The sequence below is a fragment of the Pontibacter toksunensis genome, from assembly GCF_042686245.1.
Lineage (GTDB): Bacteria > Bacteroidota > Bacteroidia > Cytophagales > Hymenobacteraceae > Pontibacter > Pontibacter toksunensis.
This window is the reverse complement of record NZ_JBHUOX010000051.1, coordinates 1-9,623: the sequence shown is the minus strand read 5'-3', so window position 1 is coordinate 9,623 and position 9,623 is coordinate 1. Positions and strand designations below refer to the sequence as shown.

The window sequence follows — 9,623 nt, the reverse complement described above, 5'->3', positions numbered from 1 at the left end:
TTCTGTCTCAACCAATCTCTCAAAGAACGTGTCGAGGAGCTACTCTCCTCGCCTGCGGCACAGCCTGTGCCGGTGTTTTCAATCTCTTAGAACCTTTTGTTCTGGAAGCGGATGCAAAGGTAAGAAGACTTTCTCTTTTTGCAAGCAACCAGACAAAGTTTTTTCTTTCTTTTTCTCTGTCTCTTTCAAGGCATAGAAAGCTGCATTCGAAACCCTGTTATTGCCGCCTCCTTCCGAAACGGGATGCAAAGGTAAGAAACTTTACTGTCTTTGCAATGCTATAGTAGATTTTTTTCAGAACCTTTTTCACAAATGTATTTCGCGCGATTTGAACAGCGCCGTTTTCTGCGTCCAGTGTTTGGTTCAGTAAAAATAGTATGCATTTTTGCGCCTTCCCGAGGCTCGCGAGAGGTATAACACCCCTATCTGTGACCGAAGTTCCTTTATGCAGGAATTTTTTCGGCTCCAATTTTTAGCGCAAGAAGACTAAACTGAAGTTCGTCTGTGGATGTTCCCGCGCCTTTTTATAGTTTCAGCTTCCCTTTTGGCTGCTGCACTTGAAGATAACATCAAGAGCGTTCCCGGAAGTTCCTGAGCGGTAAAAGTATTTCTTAGTTAGTTACTTTCTAAAACCTTCCTTATCATGCACTAACTTTCAACTATGGTTGCGCCCCTGAAAGTTCCAGACCATAAGCTTTGTTCATTCGTCGCTCCGCCTCAGAAATTATAAATGTTAGCATTGACATCCAGCAGCAAGATGTCTTGCTGTGTTGCTTCAAACACGATAACATTTCTCAGGGTAGGTGCACCTGGCGCATCAGGCAAAGTTTGAAGAACAAAGAGAGAAGTTTATTATCATATGAATAGCAGCAGTACCTTCATCTATAGTCTTTTTACTCCACTTTGCTTTTCTTAGAATCATTTACCTCTAACATTAAGAGAGACATATTACTTGTGTTTTCATATTTTGCAGTTCAATTTCCCCTTATGAATTGCCTTAAGCTCTCAAGATGAACATTATAGATAATTTAAAGATCAGGAGTAAGTTGTTGTTGCTCCTGTCTCTGCTGTTGATCCCGCTTATTTACTTTGTGACTGTTACGATTCAGCGAGAATTGGAAGAGAGTAACATGCTGGAAGAGGAAATAATACAGCTAGAGGAATCAGAGAAAATTTCTAACCTGTTGCATGCCTTCCAGAGGGAGCGTGCGCGTATTCTGGCAGCTACAGGAGGAGAGGCTACTTTCTTGCTGGAAGCAAAAGCTCACAGAGGCACAACTGATACAGCAGCGAGAGATTTGAAAAACTTTTTGGAAAGCACCGGCCGCCTCTTCCCTGATTTAGCCTTACTGAACGATCTTAACAGGTACCGCAGTGAACTTGATAGAAACAACCTGGAACTGGAGGAATTCAGGAAGTATACTGACAATCTGGTTTTTACCTTTTTGGAAAGAATGGATGCCAATGCAACAGGTATTGGTAGTGCTAAAATAGGAAAGCAGCTGCTTTCCTTTAGGAACCTCGCTGAAGCTAAAATACAGTTAGGCAGAATCAGGAGTCTTTTGATGATGGTCATTCAGCAAGGTTCCTTTTCCTACAGTGACTATGCCATGGCAAAATCCTATATCGATTTCTACAACAGATCACTTAGTGACTTTAGCAGGTATGCTCCTGACGCGTCGGTAAGTGATGTGCAGCAAATTATCACCTCTGACAGTTATAGACAAGTAGCCGGTATCCTGCAGGCAATAGAGAAGAATCCAGAGCTTGATATGTCTGCTTTTGATACCCATGCTACATTTGAATTGTTTACCCAGAGCATAGAGGACTACAGGGAGGCGGAGAAGCTACTGATAAATAGCATCAGAGAGGAGGTAAACGAGGAGAGCAGCGATAAAAAACAATACCTTGCCTTCCTGAGTATTGTTATCCTCCTGCTGCTAAGTCTGGCGATTATACTTTGTTTTTATATCGTCAATACTATTTCCAAATCGCTTTACAACCTTAAAAAAGCGGCTGATCGCATAAAGCTGGGTGCTACCGATGTAGTAATAGACATAGACAGCGATGATGAAATAGGAAGCGTGGCGGCCTCTTTCAGAGGGGTGAGGGATAAGAACCTTGCCCTTTCCCAGGTGGCACAGGCAATAGGGGATGGCAGGTACGATGTAGAGGTGGCGGTGCAAAGCAGGGAAGATGTGCTGAGTTATGCCATCAGGGAGATGAAGGAAAACCTGCAGACTTTCACCTCCGAAAACAAGAACAGAAATTGGATCCTGACGGGCATTTCTGAATTGAACGACCTGCTTTCCGGAGAAACAGCACTAGACACTATATCCGGGAAAGCAATTTCTTTTTTATGCGATTATACCGGTTCAGAGGCAGGCATCCTGTACCTGCACAACAACAGCGGTAAGTTGGAGCCTGCTGCCAGCCATGGCGTGCCGTATACACGGGAGCAGCTCCCGGCTTTTGAGATAGGTACAGGACAAGTAGGGCAGGTGGTAAGTGAACGGAAGGTAAAGGTGCTGGAGGGAGTGCCGGATGAGTATATGAAAATCAAAACCGGGCTATCTGACATTGCGCCGGCTTCCATCATCATCTTCCCACTCTATTTCGCTCATAATATAGTAGGTGCCCTGGAGCTTTGCGCCCGGCAGCCATACAATGATGTGCAGCAGAAGTTCCTGAATGCCGCTTCTGAAAGAATGTCGGTGGTAGTGCACACCTTAAAGGCACACCTGCAAACACAGGAACTGCTTTACGAAACACAGAACCAGGCAGAGGAGCTGGAAACACAGCAGGAAGAGCTTCGTCAGCTGAATGCAGAGCTGAAGGCATCGGAAGAGGAGTTGCGTGTAAACCAGGAAGAACTGCAGGAGAAGAACGCTGAACTGGAGGAAAAGGCACAGTTGCTGGAGGAACAGTACGAGGCGCTGAACTCCAAAAACAAAGCTCTGGAAGGCGCGCGTGAAGCAATTGAACTGAAAATACAGCAGGTGGAAACTGTGAGCAAGTACAAAAGTGACTTTTTGGCAAACATGTCACATGAGCTGCGCACACCTCTGAATAGCATTCTTATCCTGTCCAGGTTACTGGCAGATAATGCAGAAAGTACATTATCTGCCAAGCAGATAGATCATGCTAAAATCATCCACAAGTCAGGCAATGACCTGCTGAAGCTCATCAACGAGATACTGGACCTCTCTAAAATTGAGTCGGGTATGATAAAGCTGGAGGCAGATGAGATTAAGCTGGAGGAGATATCGCTGGAGCCTTTATTCAGGGAAATGGCCTCCATGAGAAAAGTACGCTTCAGCGAGCACTATACCCCGGGCAGCTTCGATACCATTGTTACAGATCGTTTTCGCCTCGAGCAGATCCTGAAAAACTTTATCGGGAATGCGATCAAGTTCACCGGGGAAGGAGGCGAGGTAGAGCTCTCCATGTACCAGGTGCATAAGAAACCAGCCTTCAAATCAGAGCAACTGCGGGAGCAAGCCGATATTGTTGCCTTCTCTGTACGCGATACCGGTATTGGCATTGCGAAGGAGAAGCAGGAGGTAATCTTCGAGGCATTTCAGCAGGAAGATACCTCTACTACCCGCAAGTATGGCGGCACCGGACTGGGGCTCACCATCAGCAAAGAACTGGCTACGCTACTAGGTGGCGAACTCATATTGGAAAGTGAGCCAGGCAAGGGAAGCACCTTTACGCTGTACCTGCCAAGAGTGCCTAATACAGAAACGCGCAAGACGCAACCAGCGAAGGAGACACTAATGTCCACCGAAAGAAAGGCAGAATCAATCAGGCATGTTTTTGATAAGATGGAGCCGCGGGACAGAAATGATATTTCTGTGCTGATAGTGGAAGATGACAAAGGATTCAGCGACATACTGGCTGACTTTGCCGCTGCCAAAAACTTTAAGATCCACCAGGCCTATACCGGGGAAGAGGGGCTTCGGGTGGCCCGGGAAGTGAATCCGGATGCGATTCTGCTCGACATCCACTTGCCGGATACCACTGGCTGGGACGTGCTGAAGGAGATAAGGGAAGATAAGGAACTGCGGCATACAAACGTGCACGTCATGTCGGCCTACGACCAGGAAGTAATAGGCGAAGCGGTGGATAAAGAGGAGTACCTGCCCAAGCCGGTAACCCTCGAAATGCTGAACAAGGCCTTCAATACGATCTCCCAAATAACAGATGCCTCTATCGAGAACATCCTGATAGTAGAAGACAATGAGATAGAAAACCAAGCAGTGGCAGAGCTGTTGCTGGCGCATGGCCTAAAGTCAACGTCAGCCTACTCAGCCGAGGAAGCGGAGCGGATGCTGGCCAGGCAGAAAGTGGACTGCATTATACTGGACCTGAACCTGCCGGGCGTGAAAGGGTATGAGTGGATGAAAAACATCAGGTCGCAGAAAGGCCTTACTGAAATTCCGATTATCATCTACTCCGGAAAAGACCTGAGTGAGGAAGAGGAGAAAGCGCTAAAGAAGTTCGCTAATACCATTATCATCAAAAACGAATACTCGTACCTGCGCCTGCTCGATGAGGTGCAGTTGTTCCTGCACAAGGTAAACCAGAAACTGCCAGCGGGAAATGACTTTAAGATGAAGCTGCATGTGCCGGAAGAGGTGCTGCGCGCTAAAAAGGTGCTGGTGGTTGACGATGATGTGCGGAATATTTACTCTTTAAGCAGCCTGCTCGAGCTGCACGGGATGGAAGTAGTGGCCGCTTACAATGGCATCGAGGCGCTTCAAAAGCTGGAGACAGAGAAAGGAATTCACATAGTGCTAATGGATGTGATGATGCCGGAGATGGACGGCATCGAGGCGACAAAACGAATCAGGGAAAATCTGCGTTTTAAGCAACTTCCGATTATTGCCCTAACAGCAAAAGCCATGAAAGAAGATAAGGAGAAGTGTATGGAAGCAGGTGCCTCAGACTATGTGCCTAAACCAGTAGACACAGATAAGTTGTTGACCTTGATGCGGGTGTGGCTGTATGAAGTTTAATGACGACGCGCTATTTGAGCAGGGTGTAGAGGCACTGATAAAAGATATACACAGCCAGTACGGGTACGACTTCAGTGGCTATGCCCGGGCTTCTGTTTACAGGAGAATAAAACGGTTTCTGAGCCAGAAGCACCTGAGTTCCCTGAAGGAGCTGCGGGAGGCCCTGATCAGCGACAGTTATTTCTTTGAGAATTTCCTGCAGGAGATCACCGTGAACGTGACGGAGATGTTCCGTGACCCCTCTTTCTTTCTGTCGCTGCGCAACAACGTGTTGCCCATTCTGTCTACCTACCCCTTTATTAAGATCTGGGATGCCGGCTGCTCCACAGGGGAAGAACTTTTCTCGCTGGCCATACTTTTGCAGGAGGCTAACCTGCTAGAAAGGACGAAGATCTACGCGACAGACATCAATCAGAAAGTGCTGAAACAGGCAAAAGAAGGTATTTTTTCGGCAGCTAATATGGCAGGTTATACTGCCGCTTATCATGCTGCGGGAGGTACAAAGGATTTTGCGAGCTATTACAACAGCAACTACGGTAGCGTAAAATTCGATTCTTCCCTGATAAAGAACGTGGTGTTTTACCCCCACAACCTGGCCACAGACTCCTCTTTCAATGAGTTTCACCTGGTAATTTGCCGAAACGTGCTGATATACTTTAACCGGGAGCTACAGGATCGGGTTTTTAAGCTGTTTGATGAGAGCCTGGTGAGCCTGGGGTATTTGGCCCTCGGCAAGAAAGAGACCTTGGCAATGTCTCAGATCAGCAGCAACTATACCTTTGTGGACAAGGGAAACAGGATATACCGCAAAACTGGCTGATGGAAACAGCATCGAAAACAATTGTAATGGGAGGCTCCTGGGGAGGAATTCAGGCGTCGCTGTCTGTTCTCAGGGATCTGCCGGCGTCGTTCTCCATACCTATTATACTGGTGCTGCACAGGCTGCGTAACTTAGAAGGCAATCTGCAGGAGCTTTTTGAGAAGCGGCTGGCATTAAAAGCTGTGGAGATAGAAGAGAAGGAGAAGCTTGAACCCGGGCACGTGTACCTCGCGCCAGCCAATTACCATGTGCTGCTGGAGAAAGACCATACCTTTTCTTTGGATGTCTCAGAGTTGGAGAATTTCTCTAGGCCTTCTATTGACGTGACTTTCACGAGTGTGGCAGATGTATTTGGAAAAAACACCATTGGAATTCTACTGAGTGGCGCCAGTAAAGACGGAAGTTCAGGATTAAGTTATATCTTTGGTAAAGGAGGCATGGCCATTGTTCAGGATCCTGAAGAGGCCGAAGTCGCTACCATGCCTATATCGGCAATAGAAATTATACCTGACTGCAGCATAATGAAGTTGAAACGCATTCAATCTTTCTTATTGTCTTTACATGACCACTGACCAATCCATCCGGCCCGCTGCCTTTGCATCAGAGGTCCATCCGGTAAAGATTCTTTTGGTTGATGACAAAGCCGAAAACCTGGTCAGCCTGGAAAGCCTGCTTTCAAAGAACGGCGAAAGTATTACCTATCTTTTTGCAAATTCAGGAGAGGATGCGCTAAAAATAGCTTTACAGGAAGAGCTTGCCCTGATTCTGCTGGATGTGCAGATGCCCGGCATGAATGGCTACGAAGTTGCCCGGTACCTCAGGGATATCTCCAAGACCCGGAACATCCCCATTATTTTTGTTACCGCTATAGACGAGCAGGATGCCCACGTCATAGAAGGGTTCGAAGCCGGAGCCGTCGATTTCCTGTTTAAACCCCTGCACCCTTTTATTACAAAGGCAAAAGTCTCGGCTTTTGTCAGGTTCTATCAGCAGAAGAAACAGCTGGAGAAGGTAAATAAACTGACCCTCGAGACGAACCAGCAACTGGAAGAGCGGGTGAAAGAACGTACTCAGGAACTCACCAGGGTAAACAAAGACCTTGATACTTTTGTGTATACAGCGTCTCATGACCTGAAGGCGCCTATTAATAACATTGAGGGGCTGGTGACGGCACTGCATGAGATCTTGCATGAAAAAGGCGCTCCTCCGGAAGGTGTTTTACCCATCATGGACATGATAAACACCTCCGTCAGTCGCTTTAAGAGCATTCTGTCGGACCTTACAGAAGTTGCCAAAGTGCAGTATGCCGCAGCAGAGAAAGACAAAGTCAGCTTTAAGGAGCTACTGGAAGACATAAAGCTGAACATAAAGGACCTGATAGAGAAACACGATGCAGTCATAGTCGAAGATTTCTCGCAGGCGCCGGAGATTTCTTTTTCTAGGAAGAACCTGCGGAGTATCCTCTACAACCTCGTCTCTAATTCTATAAAATATAGATCGCCTGAGCGGAGGCCTGAAATCAGGGTAACCACCACCTGTGCAGATGGCTTTACGCTACTTACTGTGCAGGACAACGGTCTGGGACTGAGGAAGCAGGACCAGCTGAAGGTCTTCGGCATGTTCAAACGGCTGCACACGCACGTAGAGGGCACAGGCGTGGGCCTGGCAATTGTTAAAAGAATAGCCGAAAACTGCGGCGGTAAAATAGACTTTGAAAGCGAGTTGGGCGAAGGGTCTGCTTTTAAAGTATATCTAAAGTGAATCCTGCAGGACTCTTTCTGCTGCCCATTTTGCTTTTGTCCATCGCGGGTAGCCAACAAGAGCGCGGCTCCGCTTTTACATATTTAAATTTTGCTGCCAGTAAGCATGCCATATCATTGCGCGAGCAACTGCTACTTTCTTCCCCCTGCAACACCCCAGGTTAAAGCAGGTAAATTGCCACTACTGACCTCGTTATGTTGCGAAATTGCAAATGGTGGCAGAGGCGGGCAAAGCTCTGTGTGAGGTTCCACTTCAATTAAAAGTGTATAAATCCGTATTTAATCTTAATATCATCCGTAGTAGTTACTACTGCCTTTCCCACAAAATACTCAATTTTGCTAAGTTGGTCTGTCTAATCAATTTTTTGCTTTATGAATTCGTACAATCGACATGAAGAATAGATAGATACTATAGCAGCATGGAAAACAGGAGCGCCCAAGAGTTGGTAATGCAAAGGCTAGGGATTCGTCTGAGTAGTGAGCAATCTGCAGAACTATATTATGGATTGTGCAACTTTTTGGTAGCAAAAGATGCGCAGGCATATATCAGAATTCTCAAAATTAAATACGATCTTCTGAAGGAAGGCGTAAGACTTGAGAAGTGCGAATATTTGATTATGGAGATAATGTTAGAGATGTTCCAAAGCCAGCATCCTCTGATTTTAACTTCTGTTGCTTACGTGGTAAAATACAAGTCTTAAAAGAAGATCTAGTCCGGTAGCAAATTACATTACTTCCTTGGCTGTTTTCGGAAGCAGGTTATGTTAGTTGAATGGGGTTATCGAATACATTGGTATAGAAAGCGAGGAGGATTGCGAAGCAGTATCACAACAGATTGAGTGACTGAAAGATGCCGAGCCAGGCACAGATGAGGCTAAACAGCTAATAGCGCATATAAACGTGCTTGTTACGTATGGGTATCAGCAGATCCAGATTGGTGAGAAGTAATTAAATCTTGTTGTTTGTAACTTACCCAACAGGCCTCTGGCATACCATCACCCGAAGTTCAATACTGGTGACTTTCCTTATTCATTTACCTGCAATTAGCTGCATCTGATACTGATTTAAATCACTTTTGTCTCAGCCTCTGCCCTGTAAGTTCTATAGATAGTACTCTTCCTGTGATTTCATTCTGCAAAAGCTGGTAGAACAGATTTGTTTCCGTCAGCGACATTGTGCTCAGCCTTGGTACACCAATTATAGAATGTTACGTAGAGTCTATTGTACCTATAGAATATGCTGGTTATGCACACGACGGTCTTTAAATTCGAAGAGGGTAGCCCATACATTAACAGCAAGCGCCCCGTTGGCTTAGAAATTCAGAACCGGCTCCTGTGGCAAGCCATGCGCCTCTCCAGGTCGGGCAAACGAATTTTCAGAGATGGGATAATCGTGTACACACCCATTCCTGCCTACCTTAAAGGCCCTACCATATTAGAAGTATACTGGGACTTTGTAAGCCCGGAGGAGTATGGAGAGTAGTGGTGTTGCGTTGTAGCAATCGACTAATTTTGACAAACTATATCACCATCTACTGAAAAGTAAGATGCCTTACACAGTTTATATGCAAGGCATCTTTGTCTTTTAATCTACTTTTTGAAAGAATAGCAGGAGTTAAGTTTATGCCTGAGCCTCTCTTCATTATCGCTGCACAACCATCTTAGCTGTTTGAGTTATGTTCCGGGTTGTTAGTCTGGCCAGGTAGAGGCCTTTGCCCATACCTTCTACAGAGAGGGTGTGCTCATAGCGCCTGCCGCCTTCGGCCGCCCCGGCGGCTATCCGCTTCACGAGGGCACCCCTCATGTCATACACCTCCAGGGCGTAGTCACCGGCTTCCTCAAGGGTGAAACTGACAGTGGCCCTGCCAGAGACGGAGGTGGGGTAGACGGCCAGCCCATGTCCCTCAGGAGCCGCTCCTGCAGCGACAGCGTCCTTCCTGGCAAAGCTCCTGTTGCTGGGCTTGTGGATGGTGATGTTGCCCCCGCCGATGGCGGTGCAGGCTTCGGCATTGTCGTCCAGGCT

Annotated in this window: 7 protein-coding genes; 6 read left to right on the top strand and 1 reads right to left on the bottom strand. The window is 46.7% G+C overall.

Translation table 11 applies throughout. The features are described 5' to 3' along the window. The first annotated feature begins 1,010 nt into the window (after window positions 1-1,010). From ACFS7Z_RS26435 to ACFS7Z_RS26410, 6 genes are all read left to right on the top strand, one after another. Window positions 1,011-5,021, top strand: a complete 4,011-nt coding sequence (locus ACFS7Z_RS26435) for a response regulator (RefSeq protein WP_377492202.1) — start codon at window positions 1,011-1,013, stop codon at window positions 5,019-5,021. Beyond that, the gene (locus ACFS7Z_RS26430) at window positions 5,011-5,841 is read left to right on the top strand and encodes a CheR family methyltransferase (RefSeq protein ID WP_377492199.1); all 831 of its coding nucleotides are present in this window, start codon (window positions 5,011-5,013) and stop codon (window positions 5,839-5,841) included. The genes ACFS7Z_RS26435 and ACFS7Z_RS26430 overlap by 11 nt, the downstream gene beginning before the upstream one ends. Further along, on the top strand, window positions 5,841-6,413 hold the full coding sequence (locus tag ACFS7Z_RS26425; protein ID WP_377492196.1) for a chemotaxis protein CheB: 573 nt from the start codon (window positions 5,841-5,843) through the stop codon (window positions 6,411-6,413). Before ACFS7Z_RS26430 ends, ACFS7Z_RS26425 begins: the two co-directional genes overlap by 1 nt. After that, window positions 6,403-7,602 carry a sensor histidine kinase gene (locus tag ACFS7Z_RS26420; protein WP_377492193.1) on the top strand — a complete coding sequence of 400 codons (1,200 nt, stop codon included), beginning with the start codon at window positions 6,403-6,405 and terminating at the stop codon, window positions 7,600-7,602. Before ACFS7Z_RS26425 ends, ACFS7Z_RS26420 begins: the two co-directional genes overlap by 11 nt. Before the next feature lie 418 nt (window positions 7,603-8,020). After that, window positions 8,021-8,302: a hypothetical protein gene (locus ACFS7Z_RS26415; RefSeq protein WP_377492190.1), complete on the top strand. Its 282-nt coding sequence runs from the start codon at window positions 8,021-8,023 to the stop codon at window positions 8,300-8,302. Between the two features lie 535 nt (window positions 8,303-8,837). Further along, the gene (locus ACFS7Z_RS26410; protein WP_377492188.1) at window positions 8,838-9,083 is read left to right on the top strand and encodes a hypothetical protein; all 246 of its coding nucleotides are present in this window, start codon (window positions 8,838-8,840) and stop codon (window positions 9,081-9,083) included. A 159-nt stretch (window positions 9,084-9,242) separates the two neighbouring features. On the opposite strand, the gene ACFS7Z_RS26405 is transcribed toward ACFS7Z_RS26410, so the two are convergent. Further along, window positions 9,243-9,623: T9SS type A sorting domain-containing protein (locus ACFS7Z_RS26405; RefSeq protein ID WP_377492185.1), on the bottom strand; the 381-nt coding region annotated here is incomplete at its 5' end.